Source organism: Microcoleus sp. BROC3, from assembly GCF_036702515.1.
Lineage (GTDB): Bacteria > Cyanobacteriota > Cyanobacteriia > Cyanobacteriales > Microcoleaceae > Microcoleus.
The window spans coordinates 1-22,583 of record NZ_JAUBTQ010000068.1; the positions used below are offsets into that span (position 1 = coordinate 1).

General features: G+C 46.6%; 20 protein-coding genes and 2 pseudogenes. 10 read left to right on the top strand and 12 right to left on the bottom strand.

The genetic code is table 11. The features are described 5' to 3' along the window. Together QUB30_RS28950 and QUB30_RS28955 are read left to right on the top strand one after the other, a co-directional pair. Nucleotides 1-272 (top strand): annotated as a pseudogene (locus tag QUB30_RS28950) (hypothetical protein); the annotation flags it as partial. Further along, on the top strand, nucleotides 185-775 hold the full coding sequence (locus QUB30_RS28955; RefSeq protein ID WP_333340982.1) for a transposase: 591 nt from the start codon (nucleotides 185-187) through the stop codon (nucleotides 773-775). The pseudogene QUB30_RS28950 and the gene QUB30_RS28955, both read left to right, overlap by 88 nt. 75 nt (nucleotides 776-850) lie before the next feature. Here QUB30_RS28955 and QUB30_RS28960 read toward each other — a convergent pair whose 3' ends face one another. After that, entirely contained in the window at nucleotides 851-1,327 is a 477-nt protein-coding gene (locus QUB30_RS28960) for a helix-turn-helix domain-containing protein (RefSeq protein WP_333340985.1), read from the bottom strand. An 83-nt stretch (nucleotides 1,328-1,410) separates the two neighbouring features. On the opposite strand from QUB30_RS28960, the gene QUB30_RS28965 reads away from it, so the two are divergent. Continuing rightward, entirely contained in the window at nucleotides 1,411-1,887 is a 477-nt protein-coding gene (locus tag QUB30_RS28965; protein ID WP_333340987.1) for a hypothetical protein, read from the top strand. Here QUB30_RS28965 and QUB30_RS28970 read toward each other — a convergent pair. From QUB30_RS28970 to QUB30_RS28980, 3 genes and pseudogenes are all read right to left on the bottom strand, one after another. Next, a pseudogene (locus tag QUB30_RS28970) lies at nucleotides 1,838-2,909 on the bottom strand (IS630 family transposase). The gene QUB30_RS28965 and the pseudogene QUB30_RS28970 overlap by 50 nt on opposite strands. Before the next feature lie 99 nt (nucleotides 2,910-3,008). Continuing rightward, entirely contained in the window at nucleotides 3,009-6,887 is a 3,879-nt protein-coding gene (locus tag QUB30_RS28975; RefSeq protein WP_445300559.1) for a PAS domain-containing protein, read from the bottom strand. Nucleotides 6,888-6,940: 53 nt separating this feature from the next. After that, nucleotides 6,941-7,270 (bottom strand): helix-turn-helix transcriptional regulator, encoded by a 330-nt coding sequence (locus QUB30_RS28980; RefSeq protein ID WP_333340993.1) that lies wholly within the window; start codon nucleotides 7,268-7,270, stop codon nucleotides 6,941-6,943. Nucleotides 7,271-8,021: 751 nt separating this feature from the next. On the opposite strand from QUB30_RS28980, the gene QUB30_RS28985 reads away from it, so the two are divergent. From QUB30_RS28985 to mutT, 3 genes are all read left to right on the top strand, one after another. Then, on the top strand, nucleotides 8,022-8,981 hold the full coding sequence (locus tag QUB30_RS28985) for an RNA polymerase sigma factor, RpoD/SigA family (RefSeq protein WP_333340996.1): 960 nt from the start codon (nucleotides 8,022-8,024) through the stop codon (nucleotides 8,979-8,981). Between the two features lie 220 nt (nucleotides 8,982-9,201). Continuing rightward, complete coding sequence (locus QUB30_RS28990) at nucleotides 9,202-9,543, top strand: DUF760 domain-containing protein (protein ID WP_015174476.1); 342 nt, start codon at nucleotides 9,202-9,204, stop codon at nucleotides 9,541-9,543. Between the two features lie 159 nt (nucleotides 9,544-9,702). Beyond that, nucleotides 9,703-10,107 (top strand): 8-oxo-dGTP diphosphatase MutT, encoded by a 405-nt coding sequence (gene mutT, locus QUB30_RS28995; protein ID WP_333340999.1) that lies wholly within the window; start codon nucleotides 9,703-9,705, stop codon nucleotides 10,105-10,107. A gap of 178 nt (nucleotides 10,108-10,285) precedes the next feature. Here the strand turns inward: mutT and QUB30_RS29000 are convergent, their stop codons facing one another. Continuing rightward, the gene (locus tag QUB30_RS29000; RefSeq protein ID WP_333341001.1) at nucleotides 10,286-11,200 is read right to left on the bottom strand and encodes a M23 family metallopeptidase; all 915 of its coding nucleotides are present in this window, start codon (nucleotides 11,198-11,200) and stop codon (nucleotides 10,286-10,288) included. Nucleotides 11,201-11,516: 316 nt separating this feature from the next. Here QUB30_RS29000 and QUB30_RS29005 point away from each other — a divergent pair, with 316 nt between their 5' ends. Further along, on the top strand, nucleotides 11,517-12,737 hold the full coding sequence (locus tag QUB30_RS29005) for an HhoA/HhoB/HtrA family serine endopeptidase (protein ID WP_333341004.1): 1,221 nt from the start codon (nucleotides 11,517-11,519) through the stop codon (nucleotides 12,735-12,737). A gap of 297 nt (nucleotides 12,738-13,034) precedes the next feature. Here QUB30_RS29005 and QUB30_RS29010 read toward each other — a convergent pair whose 3' ends face one another. The 7 genes from QUB30_RS29010 to QUB30_RS29040 form a co-directional block, all read right to left on the bottom strand. Next, complete coding sequence (locus QUB30_RS29010; RefSeq protein WP_333341007.1) at nucleotides 13,035-13,382, bottom strand: DUF760 domain-containing protein; 348 nt, start codon at nucleotides 13,380-13,382, stop codon at nucleotides 13,035-13,037. A 42-nt stretch (nucleotides 13,383-13,424) separates the two neighbouring features. After that, on the bottom strand, nucleotides 13,425-13,940 hold the full coding sequence (gene scpB / locus QUB30_RS29015) for an SMC-Scp complex subunit ScpB (protein ID WP_333341010.1): 516 nt from the start codon (nucleotides 13,938-13,940) through the stop codon (nucleotides 13,425-13,427). Nucleotides 13,941-14,306: 366 nt separating this feature from the next. Next, on the bottom strand, nucleotides 14,307-15,158 hold the full coding sequence (locus tag QUB30_RS29020; RefSeq protein ID WP_333341013.1) for an ABC transporter ATP-binding protein: 852 nt from the start codon (nucleotides 15,156-15,158) through the stop codon (nucleotides 14,307-14,309). A 365-nt stretch (nucleotides 15,159-15,523) separates the two neighbouring features. Next, nucleotides 15,524-16,207 (bottom strand): hypothetical protein, encoded by a 684-nt coding sequence (locus QUB30_RS29025; protein WP_333341016.1) that lies wholly within the window; start codon nucleotides 16,205-16,207, stop codon nucleotides 15,524-15,526. Between the two features lie 73 nt (nucleotides 16,208-16,280). Next, a complete protein-coding gene (locus QUB30_RS29030; protein WP_332943237.1) occupies nucleotides 16,281-16,532 on the bottom strand; it encodes a TIGR02450 family Trp-rich protein in 252 nt (83 codons plus the stop codon). Between the two features lie 641 nt (nucleotides 16,533-17,173). Beyond that, nucleotides 17,174-17,398 (bottom strand): hypothetical protein, encoded by a 225-nt coding sequence (locus QUB30_RS29035; protein WP_006635912.1) that lies wholly within the window; start codon nucleotides 17,396-17,398, stop codon nucleotides 17,174-17,176. A 1,372-nt stretch (nucleotides 17,399-18,770) separates the two neighbouring features. Then, a complete protein-coding gene (locus QUB30_RS29040) occupies nucleotides 18,771-20,603 on the bottom strand; it encodes a peptidase C14 (RefSeq protein ID WP_333341019.1) in 1,833 nt (610 codons plus the stop codon). Nucleotides 20,604-20,887: 284 nt separating this feature from the next. On the opposite strand from QUB30_RS29040, the gene QUB30_RS29045 reads away from it, so the two are divergent. The 3 genes from QUB30_RS29045 to QUB30_RS29055 all read left to right on the top strand — a co-directional run bounded on the left by QUB30_RS29045 (nucleotide 20,888) and on the right by QUB30_RS29055 (nucleotide 22,543). Continuing rightward, the gene (locus QUB30_RS29045; RefSeq protein WP_333341022.1) at nucleotides 20,888-21,589 is read left to right on the top strand and encodes a V4R domain-containing protein; all 702 of its coding nucleotides are present in this window, start codon (nucleotides 20,888-20,890) and stop codon (nucleotides 21,587-21,589) included. Between the two features lie 94 nt (nucleotides 21,590-21,683). Continuing rightward, nucleotides 21,684-21,950 (top strand): hypothetical protein, encoded by a 267-nt coding sequence (locus QUB30_RS29050; protein WP_333341025.1) that lies wholly within the window; start codon nucleotides 21,684-21,686, stop codon nucleotides 21,948-21,950. Nucleotides 21,951-22,069: 119 nt separating this feature from the next. Then, on the top strand, nucleotides 22,070-22,543 hold the full coding sequence (locus QUB30_RS29055) for a phycobilisome protein (RefSeq protein WP_333341028.1): 474 nt from the start codon (nucleotides 22,070-22,072) through the stop codon (nucleotides 22,541-22,543). The last annotated feature ends 40 nt before the right edge of the window (nucleotides 22,544-22,583 follow it).

Here is a 22,583-nt window from a genome sequence, read left to right on the forward strand (position 1 = left end):
CAGTTGTCACCAGTCTCATCAACTGGGCTAACCTTCCCATAAGCTTTTTAGCTTATTTTTGGTTAAACGAATCGCACACAACTAAATTGATCGAGATGGTGGAAAAATATCCCGATAGCACCTTATCAGAATATTGTGAATATTGGCTAGATAGCTACCAGCAATCTGTCAGCCCTAGTATGATGTGTCGCGAATTAAAAAAACAAAATATGACGCGAAAAAAAAGACAATACGGAGTAGTCAATCTGCTACCGACCGAGTGCAAATTTTGAGGTGTGAGTATTGGGAGAAAGTGAAAAATATCGACCCTGACAACCTGGTGTTTTTGGATGAAATGGGCGTTTTATTGGGGTTGACACGAACCCACGCACGTTCGAGATATGGTAGTAGAGTCTATGATTTAAAACCATTTTATCGGGGTGCAAAAGTAACAGTTATTGGAGCAATCAGCTTAAAAAAAGTAGTAGGATTAATGACGCTGAATGGGTCGATGGATAGTCAGGCCTTTGCAGTTTTTGTAGAACAGTGTTTAGTGCCAAACTTATGGAAAGGTGCAGTCGTTGTGATGGATAATCTACCAGCCCATAAGTTGGCGGTGATTGAACCATTGATTCAAGCGGCTGGTGCCAGTATCCTGAACTTATCACCTTATTCTCCTGACTTTAATCCGATCGAATTATGGTGGTCACAACTCAAAGCTTTTTTACGTAAGTTTTCGCCCACTACTACCAAGATGGTTGACATTTTACTAGCTACTGCGCTTGACGCGGGTTAATATTAAACACTTTAAAAACTGGTTTACAAGCTGCTGCTACTGTACTTCATAAATCTGGAATCCGCTGTATATGCTTTAACAAGCAGAGCGTTTTTGACTTGATTGAGAGTAGGGACTGCCGCAGTGGGGGCAAAATTTATGTTTAAATGATGCGATTGGCTCGAAGCAGCTAATGCAATTGCTGCGAAGTTGAGTGCCGCAGAGCAAACAATACTTAGCTCGATGCAGTGTCCATGCTGGGTCTGGGTTACCATTTGCTTTCCAGCAGCAGGGACAATATCGTTTCTGCTGCAAGCTTTCTGGTGTCCGTCCAGAGACAACTGCATCCAGGTATTCTTCAGGGATATTGAGGGCAACTGCCAACCCCTTCTGGGTTTTTTCATTGAGCCGGGTAGTTTTACCGCGCTCTAGCTTTCCCAGGCTTTGGAGGTGAATGCCTGCTGCTGTCGCTAGTTGCTGCTGGCTCATCGAGAAATGGTTTCGCAGTCTTTTGATGTAACTATTGAGAGATTCTTGAGGTTGGGGAGCGGTCTGTGGGTCAAAAGTATACATAGAAAACTGTCAACTTTTCCTGAAGTAAAGTGTTTAAGAGAGAAAGTCATTAGTTGAAGTGTGGTTTCAGGAAAGTTTGTTTTTTGGCTGTTACTTTGGCTCGATTAGCTACAGAGTTTTTAGAACGTCCCGGTTTGGCTCAAAGTACGCGGCGCTCTTATGAGGTAGCGTTAATGCCCCTGCTTGTTGAGTATGGTCGCTTGCCAGTAGAAATTATCAGCCGCCAGGTCTTATCAGATTACTTGGAAGGGTTAGAACATTTATCGATTGCTACTCACCACCGACATCAAGCAATTATCCAAGCACTGTTTAACTATGCGGTGGCTGTTGGCTATCTGCAAACTAATCCAATTACTGGCAAAAAACGTCGCAAGCCTAACTTGGAGAAAGGAGAGCATGGTACTGACGAAGTAGTGCGCTATTTGAATAAAGAGCAGCTTGGAGAGTTGTATGGACTTGTCTGTAAAGATGTACGCCTGCACGCGGTTGTCCGATTGTTATACCATTTTTTTAAAGATGTGCTAGAGATAAAGAATGTAAAATCCAAGACCATCCTGTGAGAAAACCAATGACATGATTCGTTAAAGATGCTAAGATTTCCTGAACTTTTACGCGGAGTTCGTCAAGATTACTAAAAACTAACCAAGCTAAAAAATTTTTGATGTATTCCCACACTCTTTCTGTTGGATTTACTTCAGGACAATGAGGAGGCTGAAATAGTAAAATAATATTGTCTGGTAATTCAGATTTGCTTAAAAAATGAGCGGGAGCATCCAGGACTTGAATGATATGCAATTCATCAGGATACTCAAGGGATAATTGTTGCAAATATGCTTCAAAACTAACCTTATCCAAATGGGAAAATTCCCAAAAAAAACTTCTTCCTGTTGATGGGGATACTGCTCCATACAGCCAAAAAAATTTAAATTTCCATTGATGTTTTCCTACGGGTTTTACATACACCGAAGAGTGTTATCCTTCGTCTCTGAATTGTATGTAATCCTAATCGAGTTTCGTCACTACACCAAAACAGAAATTTCTTGTATTACTTTATTTGGTCAGGAGCTCTATCCAGCAAGGCTTTGATTTTTTGAGACAGGATATTCTTGAATTCATTGATTGCCGTTGGCTTTTGTTCACTACTCCGGGGTCTTGGGATTTTTAATTTACTTTTTAACTCCCCTTTGACCAAGGAGTATACAGCTTGATAACTACTAGGTATCTCTTTGATTAACCAAAGCCAGAGATGAACTTCTTTATAACTGGAAAATCCTTCGGGGTCTCTCAATTATTGTTGTAATGCAGCCGCTACTTCAACCGAAAACTTTTTGGGTCTACCAAAAATCTGCCGATTTTTTAACAAGTTTTCTATGCCACCCTCTTTATATTGAAAGAGCCAGCGATGAATTGTGGTTTCACTTTTACCCAAAACCGACGATACTTCTCGGACTATTTCTACTTTTTTTGATTGAAATAAAGCATTTGAACTTTATTATATGCTAAAATTCTTTGCAAGTTGTTTCCTAATCTCTAGCAATACTTCTACAGATTCGGCAATCGTTATATGAGGACGACCAGACATTTTAATGTTTTCCTTTACTTTTTATATAAGTCTATCATAACTTTATAAAAATGGTATTGGGCAAGATTTGAGAGCCAGGTGGCGTTTAGTTTGCCTAATTTAGCCTGATGATAATAATTTTGTGACGATCGCGACGACTGCCTCGGGGTCAACAGGTTTGGCAAGGTGACGTTGAAAGCCTGCTGCGATCGCCTGCTGTCGATCAATCTCTCCAGCATAGGCAGTCAGAGCGATTGCGGGAATTTGTCGGCCTTGTTCTAATCGCAGGCTACGAATGTGACGCAGCAGCATATATCCATCCATTTCTGCCATTCCAATGTCACTGACAATGATGTCTGGAATTGCTTGAGAGAAAGCTTGGAGTGCCTCGGTTCCACAGGCAACGGTGGTGACGATCGCCCCCGCTTGTTCTAAAACAAACGCCACAAACTCGCGTGAGTCTGCCTCATCATCCACGACCAAGACATGAATGCCGCTTAAATCTCCGGTTGAGTCGGAAGGCTGCTCCATCGCTGGCAATTCGTGAGAGCGAGGCGCAAGCGGAATGCGAACTGTAAATATAGCTCCTTGTCCTTCACCAGGGCTATCAACCGCGACTGTTCCCCCGTGCAATTCCACAATTTGCCGCACGATCGCCAGTCCTAATCCTAAGCCGCCAAATTTGCGGGTGGTGGCTCCATCTTCTTGCCGGAAATGCTCGAAGACATAGGGCAGGAAGTCAGAGCGAATCCCTTTTCCAGTATCGGTAACTTGAATTTGAGCGTGTGTTTCATCCAAAGCTAGAGTGATAGCGACTTGTCCCTGGTGAGGTGTGAATTTGACTGCGTTAGACAACAGATTCCAAACCACCTGCTGCAACCGTCCAGCATCGCCGATTACGATGCCAACACCGGGTAAAATCGTTGTGTAAATTTCAATGGCTTTCGCTTCTGCGGCTAAGCGAACCGTTTCTAGGGCTTCAGAAATGACTGCACTGAGATCGACAGGCATCACGGTTAAACTGAGTTTGCCGCGTAAAATCCGGGAGATGTCGAGTAGATCGTCAATTAGTTGCACTTGCAGTCGGGCGTTCCGCTCGATCGTCTGTAATGCCATTGCGGTTTTTACCGCGTCGAATTTTCTCTGCTGCAATAGTTTTGACCAGCCGAGAATCGGATTGAGCGGCGATCGCAATTCATGGGACAGCACCGCCAAAAACTCATCTTTGATTCGGTTGGCGCGATCGGCAGTTTCTCGTGCAACTTGCTCTTGGGCCAGCATTCGTTCCAGTTCAGTTTCAGCTTGCTTTTGCTTCGTGATATCACGTGAAATTGCTAAAAGTTGGGTCACTTGTCCAGCGGTATTCCGCACGGGTGTGATCATGATGTCCCACCACTTCGGGGTGCCCTTGCAAGTGGGAAGATAGCCTTGCAACTGACCTGTATTGCCTGCTTTAGCAGCCGCGATCGCTGTCTTGGCCTTTTCATAATCTTTGCCTTTCCAAAAGTCAAGCCAGCAGGCGTTCAGAACGAGCGTCGGATCGTCGATTTCCAACAGGCACAACCCGCCTGGACTGATATAGACGATTTCGCTATCGAGCGTTAAGACTTTAATGCAATCTTGGCTGCTTTCGAGTATGCGTTGCTTTAGCTCCTCACTGTCTCGCAAGCCTGCTTCGGAGCGGGCGCGTTCGACTGCCGCCCAAGTGCGATCGGCTACTTCTTCCGCTAGGGACACCTCGTCCGGCGTCCAAGTTCGCGGCTCGGATGTGTGAACTGCCAGACCCGCTACAAACTCGCCCTCCTTGATCAGGGGTATGCCGATGTAGGCACCGATCTGAATCGCGGCGTAAGCCGATCGCCGATCTGGGGACAGGTTGGGATCGGCTTCCACATCAGACGCGGACACGGCGCGACCAGTGCGGTACGCCGCGAGCAGCTTGGGGCCGAACGAATCAACCGAATAACCGCCAGCGAGTGGTTCAGCTCCATTGACGTAATCGCGCTCGACGACGTAATCAGCGTCGCGAACCTCGAAGTACGCCACGCGGTTCGCGCCGAGATATTCGCCCAGCACGCGGCTGGCCGTAGCCTGAATCTCCACTGGATCGGCAAGGGGGCGGAGTGCGTCGGCGAGAGAGACACGGAAAGCATTAAATTCAGCGTTTCGCCGCAAAATTTCTTCTGCCCGTTTGCGATCGCTAATATCTTTGAAGACAATGGCGACTTTTCGCGCCTCTGGCTCACCCATGCGACAGGCATAGACATCGAACCAGCGGTTCATTGCTTCTGAGCCATTTTCAAAGCGAGTCGGTTCACCCGTGAGAGCAACTTGACCGTAAATCTGAATCCAATGGTCTTCAAGATCGGGAACTAACTGACGCGCCGTTTTACCGACTGCTTGTTGAAGTCCCGTTTGTTGCTCAAAGATGGGATTAACTTCTAAGAAGTAGTAGTCGATCGGCGTATCATTTTCATCAAATCGCACTTCAATAATGCAGAAGCCTTCGTCGATCGACTCAAAAAGCGTGCGGTAGCGTTCCTCAGATTGACGCAGAGTTGCGGCAGTTTGAATCTGCTGGGTAACATTCTTGAAATAGACGGTGATGCCGTTTGGAGCGGGGTAGGTGCGAACTTCGTACCAGCGATCGTGGTCAGAGTAAAACGCTGTCAATGACGCAGCCACACGATCGCGCATGGCACTCCAGTGAATATGCTCCAAATCATTGCCAATCAGTCCTGGATATTCTTCCCATAAATTCTTGCCAATCAAATCCCCTGGAGTGCGACCGAGCAGGGTTTCGGCAGATCGATTGACGTAGGTGAACCGCCAGTTTTCATCCAAAGCAAAGAAGGCTTCAGCGATGCTCTCCAGAATATTCCGAGTCTGCTCCTCGCTTTGGCGCAAGGCTTGTTCTACCCGTCTGCGATCGGTGATGTCTCGCGTCGCGCCTGCCACTGCTTCTACTGCGCCGTTTATCCCTAAAAGCGGCACGAAAATGTATTCATAGGCGCGTGTGCCGATTGCGCTAGTGTAGGGCGCTTCATCCTCGATCGGCTGGCGCGTGGCGATCACCTGTTGAATCTGTTGCTGATATCGGGTCGCTAAATCGGTGGGATAATCCAGCTCAAAAAAGTTCTTTCCCAAAGCTTCATCCGAAGTTTTCTGCCAAAGATTGAGCAACGCCGGGCTGACATACGTGAACCGTCCCGCCAAATCAAAGGTGTAAATAAAATCGGGAATTGCAGTTACGATCGCATCGAATTTCCGCAGTTGCTGTTCGAGTTCGGTGCGGCTCTGGCGTAATGCGGCTTCAGCACGGGCACGTTCAACGGCTGCCCATGTCTGCTCTGCGGTTTCCTCGACTCGTCTCACCTCGTCTTCCGTCCACGAGCGAGGGTTTGCCTGATGCACCGCTAGCAAGGCGACAAATCGATCGTTCTCGATCAGCGGCACGTCGATATGGGCAGCAATGTCGATCTTTTGATACATTGCCTTTTGGCTAGCTGTGTATTTAGAGTAGTTTGCCACATCGGGAACGATCGCTGTTCGCCCTGCTCGATGGTCGTCTGTCAGGTTGCGTCCGAAGTCTTCCAGATGGTACAGGCCACTCAATTCGGCAACACCGTTCGTGTAGTTTTTATGAACGATGACTTCCTTGTCGCCTGGTAACACTTCAATGTAAATGACGCGGCTTGCGCCGAGAGACTCGCCCAGAACACGGGCTGCGATCGCCTGAATCTCATTGGCATCAGTCAGCGGGCGTAGCGCATTGGTGAGCCTGACTCGAAACGCATCGGCTTGGGCAATTTGATGCAAGGCATCTGTTGAGGGGCGCTCCTGTGACAGATTAGATTCTAGCTGCGTCTTGTCTGGTTGCTGAGATCGATCGAGTTCGGTCAACATGATTTGCACAGCCGTTTTCAGGCTGTCCGACCAGGTTTCGACAGCACCCAGTGGTGTTTGCGACCAATCGTGCGATCGCATCAACATCGCCATCTCGCTGTCGCCTGCAAATAAGTTTTTAGGATCGGCCCCCTCTACTGCATCACTCACACACCCTGCCTCTCTGAAAAATACTGAGCTAAAAGCTTTTTGCTGCCCTCTCGAACGACGATTGAAGATGATTGACCCAGTTCCGCAACCAACGTCCGAATTTGCCTTAATGCTAAAGGAGAGGGTTGAATCCGTTTATTTTCCCAGCGATTAATCGTTTCGTAAGCAACACCCAGCGATTCTCCGAGTTGCACTTGGGTCAGTTGGGTTAGTTGCCGAAGTTCACGAATAAGATGGCTAACTTCTGGTTGCACCAGTACAACAGATTGTTTGGGCACCGAACTTTTAGAAGATTTCATACAGTTTAAGTACATGGCATCTGTCATATTCAATATCCGCCCAAAATTAAACCGACTAATCTCCCTTAAGAAAGAGTTCTTCAACCGCATCAGTCGTCTTGTATTTAGGGGATGTTTAGATTCACTGCTTGTATTGATTGAAATTCGCGAGACTTAAACAAAATTCAAGTCTAAACATTACCCAAACCTGCTATGTGTGTGGCAAATACGTCATCATGATGAAGGCAACGGACAAATCTATAAAATATGGCTGTTCTAACGGGAGTTAAACGAATAGCCTTGCTGCAGTTAGGTAGGATTGATGTGGCGAGCAATTAATAGAAAAAAATTTAACCCAAGTCGTATTCAGCAATATTCGTCTCCCGCGATCGCGCCGATCGTACCTCGCTCCAGCAACGCCTTTTACCCAGTCTACGGGCTGCAACGCGTCTTTTCCTAAAAAAAACCGGGTTTCTGGGCCCCCATGCGTAAGCCCTAGGTAAATTAGGTACTCTTAAATTCAGTGCAGCTCAGGCTGGCATGAAATAAATATGAAGAAGTGTAGCCAAAGGAACTCAGAAATGTTAAGATTCTTAACATAACGTAGTATTGTGCACACCCCAACCAAAACCTAACCTGAGACGGTGCTGACTGGGAGTAGTAGCTAGCTACCATAAAATTAAGCCTCTTTAAATGGAAGGAAAGCGCAAGTCCCCGCCCGCTTTCCTTCCCAGCTAAAGCTAGGGGTTTGCGACTACCGCAAACCTTTAGAGGCACAGATCCTCAGCGGGAAAAGCTCATGAAAACTCTTAAGTCCTCAGATACAGATTCTGTTCGCGCTTACTTGCGGGAAATCGGCCGCGTTCCCTTGTTGACCCATGAGCAAGAAATACTCTACGGGAAACAGGTACAGCGCTCAACCGCACTGCATCAGGAGAAAAATATTTTAGCCGAAGAGTTAGGCCGCGACCCGACGGCGGCTGAATGGGCACAGGCAGTTGGGCTGTCTGAGGCACAGTTGCAGCGGACGCTCGAGCACGGGGAAAGGGCAAAGCGCCAAATGGTGGAAGCGAATCTCCGCCTGGTAGTCTCTGTTGCCAAAAAATATATCAAGCGCAACGTAGATTTACTGGATCTAATCCAGGAAGGCACGATCGGAATGCAGCGGGGAGTAGAAAAATTTGACCCCACTAAGGGCTACAGATTTTCTACTTATGCTTATTGGTGGATTCGTCAGGCAATTACTCGGGCAATCGCCGAAAAAGGCCGCACCATCCGCTTGCCGATCCACATTACCGAAAAGCTCAACAAAATTAAAAAGGCTCAGCGCCAACTTGCTCAACAGCTAGGCCGCGCGGCCACGGCTGCTGAGTTGGCATCAGAGCTAGAGTTGACTCCCAAACAGATTCGGGAATATCTCGAACGCGCGCGCCTGCCACTTTCCCTTGACTTACGTGTGGGAGACAATCAAGATACAGAGTTGGGCGATTTGTTGGAAGATACGGGTACTACTCCAGAAGATTTTGCCCTGCAATCTTCCCTGCGGACTGACTTAGACCACCTGATGGCGGAGCTGACTCAGCAACAGCGAGAAGTCCTCGCCTTGCGGTTCGGTTTAGAAGACGGGCAAACCTTAACCTTGGCAAAAATAGGCGATCGTCTCAACATCAGTCGGGAACGAGTTCGGCAAATAGAACGGGAAGCTTTGACCAAACTCCGCAAGCGCAAGCAAGATATTAACGATTATCTAGCCAGCTAGGTAGATTGGGGATGGCGATCTGGTCTTCACGGCTCGCCATCCCCCATCTAAAATCGTAAAAACCGCCGCTTTTAATTCGGTTGTGCCCACTTGGTTGCTGCGACTGTCCTGCTACATTAGTAATTACTTAGTAATAAAGATCAGCAGCGATCGGATAATGGTTATTTAATTTAACCGCCCGTGTCTAACATAACAAGCTGTCTCTGAAACGGAGGTACTCGTGAGTAATTCATCTAATAAATCCCCAGAATTCTTTGAAGAAGACGGAGAAAATACCAACTTATTATGGCAATACGTGCAGTCCATGGCTCCCGACACTGTTTCTCAGTTGTCTAAACCGACTTCTCACGAAGTGTTCCAAGTAATGGAGCGAAATATTGTTGGACTTTTGGGGAATTTGCCTTCGGAACACTTCGGGGTGACAGTTACTACCAGTCGAGAACATTTGGGTAGATTGCTCGCTTCCGCGATGATTAGCGGTTATTTTCTCAAAAATGCCGAACAGCGAATGACTTTTGAAAAGTCCATACAAGCCAGTGAGAGACACGGCTCGGACGATTAGTCGATTCTTAACATTTAAGTTGTAAAAGTGTCAAGCCCCCCTCGCAAGATGGGGGCTTAAGATTTTAGATTTTAGATTAAATAATTGAATAATTATTGATATTATTCTTAAATTCCCAATTCCCAATTCCCAATTCCTAATTCCTAATTCCTAATTAATATGTCTGTTTATCCTTTGACCCACAAAGTTATCGGCGTTGCTGCAATCTGGAACGATCGACAACAAATTTTGATAGACAAGCGCCGACAACACGGACTGCACGGGGGTTTCTGGGAGTTTCCGGGCGGTAAAATAGAGCCTGGGGAAACAATCGAAGCTTGCATAGAACGGGAAATTATGGAGGAGTTGGGGATTGTCGTAGAAGTTGGCGATCGCTTGATTACAATTGACCACGACTACACTAATTTTACAGTTAGGCTTTACGTGCACCACTGTCGCCACATTAGCGGTGAACCGCAAATGATCGAATGCGATGAAATTCGTTGGGTGACACTCGACGAAATTGACCAATTTACTTTTCCCAAGGCAAACGCACAGATTATTGCTGCACTGCGGAAAAGTTGAATTGTAGGCGTTGCTGATTTACGGTATGAATAAACTTTTCGCTTGAAGTTACAAAACTCCCCATACTTGGCCCATAGCAATTGGGAAATCTTGAATTCATACCTGTATTCAGCAACGCCCAATTTAAATGCAGTACAGCTTACAGTCAATTGCTGATATTCCGCTCAAACTACCAATCCTATTTTTTAACAGTCGCTTGCAAATAAAGCAGCGGGTCTTCAGCAACCCAACCCAAACCCGAATTGTACCGAACTTCAAAATGCAAATGAGATGGCGGAATGTCCCGTTTTCCCGTCATCCCGACGGTTCCCAAAACTTCTCCAGACTGCACTTTTTGACCGACTTTTACCGCAATATCTTTCAAATGAGCGTAGCGGGTTTGCTTCCCCGCTTGATGGTTGACCACCACTAAATTCCCGTAATCCCCCTGGGGCCCGGCAAAGGCGACAGTCCCCTCGCCCGCCGCCAAAACCTGGGTACCCTCCGACGCCAAAAAATCTACGCCGCTGTGGAAAAAAAATTCGCGCAGTACCGGATGCAATTGCCGCCCGTAACGCAAAGCTTCCACCGCTGGGGCCGGCAGCGGAAATCCTTGCACCGATCGCGCCGCATCGGGATTGATAGAAGGCCCGATCGACCTATTTGCCGCAGGCACAAACACCGTTTTCCCCAAAGGCTTGCACCCATTCGCCTCAAATAGCAAATCTGCGCGCACTTTGTAAGCTTCTGCCAGTTTTTGCCAATTCCAGCCCGCAGGCACTTCTACCTCGATGCCACTGTACGGAGGAATGACGATCGCACTTCCGGCAGATACTCGACCGCCTTGCAACATCGGATTTATCCCGATCAGCGCCGCAGGAATCACATTGTACTGCCGCGCGATGCTTTCTATGGTTTCGCCCTGGGCCGCAGTGTGGCGGCGCAACCGAGACATAGCCGGACTCGGGCAATCGCGCGTGGGGTCGGGGTTTTCTACAGGTGTACCTGAAGGAAGATTTGCAGGTGGGATCTCGGTATTTGCCACCGTTTTCCCAACGGGTACGATCGACCACATTAGTGCAGAAATCAGCGGAAATAAGCGTTTAAAAGTCATTATGTGCAGACAAAAAAGTATTCATTATGGACAATTGACAGTTTTCGAGTCCAGTGAAACTGCATATTTGAAAGCTCTAGCCGCCCCCCAGACTGTAAATCCCAGGCTAAGCCAAGTTAGGATGAGAATTATTAGTTTTGGTCGCTCTTGGGAAATCAGGCAAAAATTGCTTGTGATGCCTGTCAGCGCCTGCCTGTTAACAGCTATGTTCTTGAGGAAGCGGTACGCCCCGCCCCGCTTCCTTCCCGTCGTCAAGAGAAAAATGCTTGATCCGGAACGTGTCTGCGGGGATGAGGTATTTAGCGGGAGTTATTAAATGAGTTTATCTTTTAAGCAAGCGACCCTTTATCTGACTTTGCTGTCGATCGGGGGAGGTATAGGATGGTTGGGCAATCGCTATCTCCAAAGCTCAAATAATCTGGAAACCGGATCGGTTGTGCCCGTAGTTCGCAACCAAATTCCCCCCTATCCGTCTCCTCCAGTTCAGGAAAATCAGGCGGTCGATCGCAGCAATCCCAATTTTATTGCTGAAGCAGCCGAAAAAGTCGGCCCGGCTGTAGTGCGGATTGACGCATCGAGCAAAGTGGGGAATCAAGTACCGGAAGCTTTCAAAAATCCTTTGTTTCGCAGGTTTTTTGGGGACAATTTGCCGCAGCCGGAAGAACGAGTCAAGAGAGGTACGGGTTCGGGGTTTATTCTCACTCCTGACGGCCGCATCGTTACTAATGCTCACGTCGTCTCCGGGACAGATACTGTCAAGGTGACGCTCAAAGACGGCCGCGAGTTTGAGGGTAAGGTGCAGGGAGTCGATCCGCTGACGGATGTCGCTGTGGTTAAGATTAATGCTAAGGAACTGCCGCAGGTGGCTTTGGGCCGATCGGACAATATTGTACCGGGACAGTGGGCGATCGCGATCGGCAATCCTTTAGGTCTCGACAATACCGTGACTGTGGGCATTATCAGCGCTACGGGTCGATCGAGTTCCCAAGTAGGCATCCCCGACAAGCGCGTCCGCTTCATCCAAACCGACGCCGCCATCAACCCCGGCAATTCTGGCGGCCCCCTGCTCAACGACCAAGGCGAAGTAATTGGTATCAATACCGCCATTCGCGCCGACGCTCAAGGCTTGGGATTTGCAATTCCGATCGAAACCGCCAAACGAGTTTCCGATCAGTTATTCGCCAAAGGTAAAGCCGAACATCCCTATCTCGGCATTCAAATGGTCAGCTTGACTGCAGCCACCAAGGCAGAACTCAACAAACAGCTCGATAATAATAAAATTACCCTCGATCGAGGCGTAGCAGTTACGCGAGTCGTGGAAAATTCCCCCGCTCAAAAAGCCGACTTGCGCGCCGGAGATGTCATTCAAAAAGTTGACGGAATTGCGGTTGACACTCCCGGGGACGTGCAAGAACGGGTGGAAAATACTGCTGTGGGCAAAGAACTCGAAGTGGAAATTAACCGTTTGGGTCAAGTTGAGACAATTAAAGTACGTCCCGGTGCTTTTCCCTTATCAGGTAGCGCCGCTGGTGGCTAATACCATTTTCGATTTTCGATTAAAGAATTGGGAATGACTTACTGCATAAGGATTTGGAGCTTACCTACAGTTGCATTCTTTTTTGAAACTGGTATTAGTGGCAAACGGTGGAGGATGAAAGATGAATCTGATGGTTTATAGTCCTGGACGTACCAACCGGGTTTTTTCACCAAAACCCTCGGTGTAGCGCGAGGGATATCCGGTTAAAAACCCGGTTGCTTAATTCCCTGTGCGTTCAGGACTGTTGATTTTTTTGAACAGCTTTCATCTTTCTCCCTTCCCAACCCGTTGATATTTTTACTTCTCTTTGGGAGAGTTTGGTTGAATCGAGCTGGTGTTTGTTAAATTTTCTTCTAGGTGCATCCTCTGCTCCATTTGCCTCAGAAAATAGCCAGTCATCATCGCGGAAGCTAGCAAACCTGCTAAGTTTTCGCGGTCAGTGGTAATTTGGACGTTAAAATTGTCTGAAGGCAAGATGCCGACAAGTCCTTGAACGTTATGAGAGATAATTTCTTTGATTTCTGGGCTGACGGACTTGGCGACGCGGGCTAGAACCTCCGGGGATTGGTGTTGGAGGTACTTCAGAAGTGGATTGGCTGCAGTTTGTTGGGCATTGGAACTGTCAAAGTCAGGGTGAAAAACCATTTGGCGATTCTTAATTTCTGGCTTGTTACATTCTACTTTAAACTACTCGTCTTTGCTTGGGTACAAATTTGCCTGAAAGTCAATTTGCAATTGTTTTGGCAGTTGGTCTACTTGAAAGTACCGATGAAATTTATCGGTAACTTGTAACCAATACGATCGCCCCTCAGTGGGTCGCCGTTTGCGGACGAAACCCATTTCTACAAGTTCCTGCACTTGTTGGTAAGCTCCTGAGCCTCGTAAGTTAACTAAGTCAGGCTGAGCGATGCCGCCTTTGAGGGCGATCGCAGCCAGCGTCCGCAAAGCTCCAACACCTAATTCTGGAGGTATTAAAGTTTGCATTAAACTAGCAAACTCTTCTCTGAGTTGCAGGCTGTATCCCGTCGGAGTTTCGACGACTTCTAATGCACTCTCGCGGCGGGACGAGTCAGACATCAGTTCAATTATGGCGTCTTCGGCTTCGGATCGATCGCACTTGGCAATTTCGGCAATTTCTGCCAGCGACACTGGCTGACCTTTTAGGTACAGTATGGCTTCTATTGTTGTGGCTAAGCGAGTCATTTTGGAATGATTAATTGGGACGTTGAAAGAAGCAGGAAGCAGGAAGCAGGAAAACAAAGGCTATCGGTATCTCCGTAACTTCCGTGTGGTGAATCAAGAGAATTAGTAATAAACATTCCCCTTATACAAATCATTGAAAGTATATTTTAGGTTGAGGAACGAAACCCAACTCTTTCAATTTTTTTTCAGTCGGGGACGCATAAATTTTCAGTTTATGGTGCGTAATGGCGCACCTAAACGCTATAGGTATAGCGTTAAACCTTTTTTTGCCTCCCGGATTGAATCTGAGATTTTTGCTCAAACAAATTGCCGCCTTAATCGGCAATTTTCCAATTTAAAATATCACATTTAGCGATCGGCTATTTATCAATCTAACTGTCTGCCAGTCAATTCAACAAAAATATCCTCTAAATTAGAAGGACGAACCATCATCCCAGTTTTATCGGCTTTGCCATCCAGATATAAATTAGCTTCTTCCAGAGTAGGGAAAAACTTGTATTCCCAGCGCTCGCCTATTTGTTTCATCACTAACCCTTGACCGTGTTCCTGCCGCAGTTGGGCCAATGTGCCCAGTTTAATTAACTTGCCGCCGTCCATAATGCCGATGCGATCGCACAAATATTCCACTTCATCCATATAATGCGTTGTCAACAGCATTGTCATTCCCTGCTTGTTCAAATCTAGAATAATTTCCCACAACCGACGCCGCGTTTGTGGGTCTAACCCTACAGTCGGTTCGTCCAAAAATAAGATTTGCGGCTCATGCAAAAGTGCTCTGGCAATTTGCAACCTCCGCTTCATTCCTCCCGACAAAGTTTTTACTAAATCATCTCGCCTTTCTGCTAATTCTACATATTCCAACCACTGTTTAATTAACTGTTGCCGTTTCGGGTTTGGGATGTGGTGCATCCGCCCGTGAAACTCCATATTTTCCCAGACGGAAAGCTCAGTATCAACGCTGGTTTGTTGGAGTACGACGCCGATGCACTGTTTTACTTGCAAGCTTTGCCGCATCACGTCATATCCAGCTACCTGAATTTGACCGCTGGTGAGTTTAGTCAGGGTAGTCAGCATCCGAATTGTGGTCGATTTACCGGCACCGTTGGGACCAAGGAGACCGAACATTTCTCCTGCTTCAATCGTGAACGAAAGGTCATTGACAACCGGGATTTTATTGTAGATTTTGCAGGCATTTTGTAGGGAAACAGCGGCAACCATAGGTATTGCGGTCTTAATATATTGTAATCGTGCTCTTTCTTCTCAGTCATATCATTTCGGGTAACTCAACCACAATACTTGTAGTGGTGGCTTTTACCAACAATCTGTAATTCACATCCACAATATCTATAAACCAGCCTCTACTTTCTTGACAAAATTTTATAACTGGCACTTCAACAGACATGATATCATTCCTGGAGGCAGCACCAGGGTTTGATTAACGAAAATCTCTACTGACCTACATCTGTACAAATAACAGAAAAGCCGGGTTTCTCTGCTATTTGTGCCCGAGTTTTGTTACTGTAACTAATCTCAGTGTCATCTGCAGGTATCAGGCTGATTTTTTTAGAGGTTGCACCACCCACTTATTGCGGTTGAGTTAAATCAGGTTTCAATTCCATCATCCGGCTGTCGAATTTGCGCGCTGCTTCGCTAATCGTAATAGTCGGTTTAGTGCCGTCGAGATATATAGTTGCCATAACAACCCCTATTTGCCCCCGTCGAAACATCGCCAGATCGACATTCATGGGTATATTTTCTACTTTTCCTTGACTTCTCCACCCAGCCGATACCTCGCCAATCTTGTCTTGCAAAGTTAAAGTGGCGGGAGGAGTGAACTGCACTTCCTTGTTACCGTTTAAACCTTGAGAGAATGCTTTTGCAAAAATCCCTTCACCGATTGCTCGATCGAACGCAGGTTGTAGGGTCGGATCTGACAGTTGCACTGTAAATCCTATCAGCAATTGAAGTTCCAACAGCTTGCTATCGATTTTTTGGTACGCAAAGATGCTGCCTGGCTTAAAGTCAGGGCCCTGGCTGAGTTTATTTCTTAAACTTGCCACATACTCAGATGACATCTCTGTAAAACCTGGGGGGAGGTCTTGTAAAGTCAGGACTAGGCTGGACAAGTCCGCTGCGGGATCGGGAACATCTGCAGACAGAATATGGCTGCGATCGATCGCCTTGGTTGCGATCGACACTTTGCCAAATCCGCCGCCCCATGCAGCACTAATTAGCAAACAGACCAATAAAACAACTTTTTTTTTCATTACATTATTTTACCCTGTTGCTATAATTCGTTAGCAATCTCTACCTCACTCTACCCTAAAGCGCTGTCTTTGATTATTCGGCTGCTTCTAATTCCTCTAATTCTTGCGTAGACTGCCATCCAGCTTGCCAGAGCGATCTGTCTTTGAGCTGTGTCGCATTCAGCCAAAAACGGACATTTGGATCGCAAGCCGCCACCATTTCCGCAAATACCCATTTACCTTCATTTTTTCGGTTGACTACTTGAAAGTGCCGCCACCCCCAAGTTTTTTGGTGTGAAGTCCATCGAGAACCAACTAAATAAGGAAATTTTTGTTTTTTCGGCACAGTATTTTTGTTGACCAATATATTACAAAGCAAGTTAATTGTAATAACTCTTTCTGTTTGATGATGTTAATTCCCTATCAAAACTCGTCAAATCCTCTCCTTCTCTCCCCTTCTCCCCCTCCCCTCTCGAACATAACAGAAAATATAGATGCCCGGCAGCTTACATGAGATTTCGCTTAAACTCTATCTGCAAGTAGATGCGTTGATTGTAACTTGCAGCATTTACGCCTTCTGGTTCAAAATTAAGGGCAGTTCAGTGACTGCCCCTGTAATTAGTTATACCTATTGAATAGGATAATTTTTCAGCCGATCCACAAATAGCAAAGTTATGCAGTACGAGCTAAATCGTGAATCTCACATCTAAAAGCAAATAACCCAGGTTATAGTTGTGCAGAATAATCCCTTTTGTGAAACTTACTCAACTCTACTTTTCGAGCAGGTTTGATGTTCACTTCCTACTTCTACCAAGGCGGTCGGCCGCTTCTTGTCCGCAGGCGTCTTTTCGAGCCCAACTTTCCCTACAAACATTTTTTCAATCTTAACGGTGTGTCATTGATGCTGTAAAGCTCAATAAAAAAGCACTTTTTGGCAAGATTGACTAATTTTTTTGATTCTGTCGCTACCCCTTGATTACTTCCCTGTTAAGGCTTTTGGCCTGATAAATCCAGAGGAAGTTGGGGAAGCCGGAGGCGAACCGCATTTGTTTGCAGCCAGAGAGTGATGGCGTGCTTCCGCTGGGGAGTCACGTACTCTCCGGGTCTAATCACGCCTGCACAGACACCGATGTTTTTAATAAGGGTTTCTCGCTCCGATGAACTTGCACCCTGTAGCAACCTGACTTGGGCTTTGATAAAATCCACGTTCATAGCTGAAAGTAAAAGTAACTAAAGAACTCAGTTAAATAGCGATGCTTTGGTTCCGATTGTAACTCTAAAACCACTTGATATGAATCAAATTGATTCAACATCCCCTGGATGGGGATCGGGGCGTCTAGAGCTAGCCAACTTTATTTACTTTATCTGTTTTTGCTAGCAAAAGTGTCACTATGCTAGCAGTTTTGGCAGAATTATTTATAGTTAAGAACTGTTACAAATTTGGCTTGTTTCCCACAATACGGTAGAGTTTAGTGCTAACGCTACTTTCGAGAACTCAAAAAGTTCAACATTGTCTCCAGATCCTTGCCTCCCTAGCTTTTACCCTCCCCCATTGGGAAGCGATCGCTCGCCGAACGTTCCTCTTCGATCGCCCCTCTTAACACCCGAACACTGCCACCTCACCCTATTTAATTAGAGCTGCCCGCAAGCCTCGCTGTGGACTATAACTTCAGGCATACGTGTTGTTACCTGGGCTACCATAAGCGAGCAAGTTTTTATTCTTTTTTCTCAATGATATATTTTTTGCTTTTCTTGCAAAGCCCTGATTTGTGTTAATTAAGGCAGCTTTGTGATGTCCGCGCTAGCCCAGACTCCCAGCTTGAGAATGCTGACATTTTGCACTTTATGGCGTGAATCTCTTTTGTGAATTCATTAGTGGCGATCGCTCGCCCATGACAATTACCGCTAAGGGCTGATTTTGTATAATTTATAACAGATAGATTTATGCTTATTAGCTAAAAACAGCACAAGTTTAAACAGTATTCCAGCCGTCGCTAGTTTTTAAAAGCAAAAAATCTGGGGTAATCAACACGGCAATACCCCCGCTGTCAAGGTTTAAGGTACAGATTTTGTTCTCCTTATTAGTATTTAATAGCAATTATATCTATCCCAATGTGCTCACTATTAAAGTTCAAACTAAGAAGAAATTAACCATCTAAGCGGAACTGATAAACACCCAAATCAAATCTTCTAATTTGAGATTCAAATAGACTTATTTATGACTTACGGAGCAATTTTTTATTACAAAAAACATCACTACAGCCATGTTTGGGGTCAAAAAAATCTGGTTATTGACTGTGGAGAGGCTGGTTTATCGAGATCTGGGCGTGAATTAGAGATATTAATTAACCTCCCGATACGATATCTTTCACTATACAAAAACGAATCGATCGGCCAGCATATAAAATCCCCTCGCATCCAAGCTGCGAGGGGGAAATGGTGTATAAAATTATTGGTTTTAAATTATCGATGTGTAGATCTATTTTTGCAGTATCAAGAGGTATTGAGCGATCGACCTATCGACCTATTTCGGCGACTCCCTAAGATAATTTCTCGGTGGGAAACCGAGAAATTATCAACTAAATCAACCTTTTTTCTGGCGTTGCAGCTTAGTTTTCCAATTGGCTATCTCCTTCTGAGCCGGCTGATAACTCTTAGTACCCGACGGCACCAGCGAAGCAGCTTCAACTGCCTCTTTGAGCTTTCCTTGAGAGCTGCGCAACTGAGCAATTTTGAGAATACTTTCGCTCCACTCTCCAATTAACTGCTGAGCTTCTTCATACTTCGGCTGACCGGGCTCAATTTTATTAGCTTGCTGGATGCCTTTACTGTAAGAAGAGGCAACCCCCCGCTTAATTTGACCCTTAGCAGCCGATAGCAAAGCAACATTTACGTCCTGGTCTTTGGATAGCTCATCCCACTGAGCGATCGCCTGTTTCGACTGATTGTAAACAGGCTGATTGACATCAGGCATCAATTTAGCCGCCCCGATCGCCCCCTGGAAATCGCCGCGAGCAGCCCGCCCGTTAGCTATATCCAAAATCGTTAAACTCCAGCGCTCAATATCCTGCTGAGCCTGCGGGTAGAGCGGATCGCTAGCCGGAATCGTTCGAGCCTTAGCCACTGCTTTATTAAAACTAGAAGCCGAACCATCCTTGAGGAAAGTTTTCGCCTCAGCCCACACCTGCTGGCTCGATTGTGGCTGCTTGCTTCCAGTCACTGCTTGCACCGCCCGCGGTTGGTTCTGCGACCCCCCAGCACCAGCAGATTTTTGAGATCCAGAGTTTTGGGCATTTTCAGCAGGCGATCGAGGATCTCCTTCCTGCTGACCGATAAAAATTGATTTGTTCGTCAGAAAAACACCCAACAGCAGCACCAAAGCCGTAGCTGAGCTCCACAAAACTAGCTGCTGCAAAAATGACTTGTCCGACCCCCCGCTATCCCGATCCTCCGGCTTTTGCAAGTTGGGTCGATCGCCCCCTCCATCAGCAGGGCCCACAGCCTTCGGCTGCGACACGGGTGGGACCTCAACCGACGAATCCTCAGCGTTGCGAACTGCCGGAGGCAGCTCGATTCGAGCCGTCGCCGCGGCCATTTGCGGGCGATCGAACCCATCGGCGGCATTAACCGCCATATTGCCATTGCGTCCTGCCAATACAGCAGTTGGCACCCCAGAAACATCGGGCAAAATCACCAAATGAGCCTTTCCCGGAGGATTTACCACCATCAAAGGTTCTTGTTTGGGACGCAAATGGTGGTCGCACAGCTCCGGTAGCCGATCGCTCAAAAAACGGTCTAAACCCTTAAGGGTCATGCACTGTCCCGAGCGCAGCCCCTCCAAAAGCGCCGTCGTAAAAAACCCCTGACGCAGAGCCGAAGTTTCGCGCGAAACTTGATTCGGGCGGCAAGAAAGCACCGTCGGGATTTCCAGTTCCCGCGCCAGCTCAGCCGTTTGAGAGCCGATCGTGTCCCCCGCTTTCACAATCTGGCTGCGGTTCATATCAACCAGCACCAACACCGTTTCTGTAGGAGCGTTTTTCAGAGTATTCAACAGCAACTCTACCGGAATCCCCGTACCCTGAATGTCCGCCGGATTGCCGTCAACCGGCATTAAATAATCCTTACCTTCATAACTGACACCGTAGCCGCTAAAAAAACACCAGAGTAAATCTCCCTGTTGCAGATGTTCCGCGCACAGGCTTTGGGTCAACCTCAGAATATTCTCCCGATTCGGATATGTTGATTGACCCCACAGCGACGGCGAGCTATCAGTCATCAGCAGACACCCATCCGGCGCAAAACCCGCCTCCTGAGTCAAAAAACCGTACAGTGCCTCTGCATCCTCTTGGGCATAACTCAAAGGCTGGAGTAACTGATATTGATTGATGCCTATTGCAATACAAGCGTGATTTTTCATCTCATATGCCCTATACATATAGTGGACTGCTTGCACAAAACGATAACACATAGCCGTTTAAGGTTATACCCACTTTCGCCAGCACTCTGATAGCAGTTGTCCCAAGGCAGAAGTCTCAACAAGCGCCCAAATTTAGCATCCTAAAATTTTCAACTTTTATTATATTGCAGTAAAAATTTATACCCTGTGCCTGCTTTCAGAAAAATGAAGTTAAATTGGATACACAGGCCAGTGTATTTGACTCTAATTTTCAGCAAACAACACCAAAAAGGAATAACCCGCCAATGGTCTCTACTGCCCAAAAAGAAATCTCCACCTCCAGCGAATCGCGACTGAAGCAAAAGCATCCTAAAACTCACAGCCATTATAGATTTCAGGATTTTTTTGCCTTCGATCGCCAGATTGGTACAATTTGCGACTGGAATGAGTCGCGCAACATTTTTACCAGCGAAGACTTCATTATCGGTTTGGTGGAGGGACTCGAAGAAGAAGTAGGCCCGGCTTCCTCTGTAATCATGTATACTATTGGTTGCCAGTGGGGGCTCCAAGATTCCGAATTTTTTCAAAAATGGTTTAGTGCCGAATTCAGCCAGAACATTCGCCAGTCCAATCTCATGTTTCTGCTAGAAACTTGGTGGTGGCCTTTCACTGCTCAAGGTTGGGGTCGCTGGGAAGTTGACATGAGCGATCGCAAACACGGCTGCATCTTCATCAACATCTTTGACTCAGCAGTTGCTCGTACTTTGGGCGACGTAGGCAAACCAGTTTGTCACCTATATGCCGGTTTGTTCGCAGGTTTCTTCGGAGCTCTAGTCAAAAAGCCTCTCAGTTGCATAGAACTCCAATGTTACTCAATGGGAGAAACCTATTGCAAGTTCCTGCTCGGCAACCCAGATAAAATTGATGCAGCAGCATTCTGGCTCAACGAAGGTGCTAACGCCCGCGATATTCAAACTCGACTGCAACACGGTGAAATATTGCGGTAAACAACTTGGAAAGGCACATCCCCTGCCCTGCCTTTCCTCCCACCAATGTCGCGATCGAGAGTGCGATTGTGGGCCTCTCCAGGCAGGAAGAAAGATGAAAAGTCAAACTTCATGGTTGGACAAGTCTGTCCAAGACTTCTTCGGTCACTATAATTGGCTGGGAAAACCTTTAGAAACCCAGAACGGCTCGACCACCAGTCAAGCGATCGATTTAACCGGGGTAGTAGCAGACTTTTTTCAAGCTATTTCTTGGGAAGGAATTCCCGAAGTGGGCGCCCTGCCCCTACCGCCACCGTTACCAGCAATTTCTATTTCTGAACCCGCAGAAGTCACCATTGATGACCTCTTCGACCTGTTTTAATCTGTTTGGGGAATGGAAAACAAAAAATAGCGCAATCCCTCATCCCTCCTTCCTCATCTCCGATCCGTATTCTTTCTTTCTTCCTTTTATCAATTACCGATTACCACTTAATTAAAATCATGCACCCTGAGATTGAGGCGCTGCTGGATCAGGCAGAAAACGGCTTTCTCAAAGCCGAAGAACTCATAGCTTTTAAGCGTCAAGCTGCAACCCTCGCCCAGCGCTTAAAAATTTACGAATTTTTGCGAGAGAAGGAAGCCAGCATCTTCCAACCAGTAGCCAACAAATTACAAGAAACATTCCCTGACGAAAAACAAGAAACCTTAGAACGCTCGCTCAAACACTGGCTGTTAGTCTTGCGGTACTGCGCTATGGCCATGCTGCTCAACGATCGAGATTTTCTCGAACAGCGCCTCATAGACTGGCTTTCCGGCATAGTCGAAGCCCACCAAACTCAAAAGATCGAAGCCACTGTTTGCAATCTGCTGCAAACTCGTTTAAAAGAACTGCTTTCCGAGCAAGCCCGGGCTATATTACAGCCATTTTTAGACCAAGCACAGTCAATTATTATTGACCAAGGTAATAAAGAATAAGCAAATTTCCAATTCCCAATTCCCAATTCCTAATTCCCAA